The sequence below is a fragment of the Bacillus sp. SIMBA_026 genome, assembly GCF_046535335.1.
Lineage (GTDB): Bacteria > Bacillota > Bacilli > Bacillales > Bacillaceae > Bacillus > Bacillus velezensis.
Genome location: NZ_JAWRWX010000452.1, coordinates 1 through 239, shown reverse-complemented (window position 1 = coordinate 239; position 239 = coordinate 1). Strand labels below are relative to the sequence as shown.

At 59.4% G+C, this 239-nt stretch carries 1 protein-coding gene; it reads right to left on the bottom strand.

Annotated elements, in window-relative coordinates:
- Nucleotides 1-239 (bottom strand): hypothetical protein (locus SB847_RS22140; RefSeq protein ID WP_410578902.1); only part of this gene is annotated, 239 nt, incomplete at both ends.

Below are 239 nucleotides of genomic sequence, written 5' to 3'. Positions count from 1 at the left end.
ACGGTGACTTTCAGCCAGTCCTTGGCATTGTTGGAGCCGTCCACCGTGACCCGGGTCAGGTTCTTCGCTGCCGTGGCTTGGCCATAAAAGGACAACCACGACGAGCCGGCCGCCAAAGGGTGGTCCTGGTTATAGACGTGGCTGTCTCCATTGATTAGGTAGACCGGCCCTCCGAAGGAGTTCGATTCCTCGATCAGGGTCTGCACCAGGGGCTTGAAAGCGCCAAAGTCCGCCTGGCT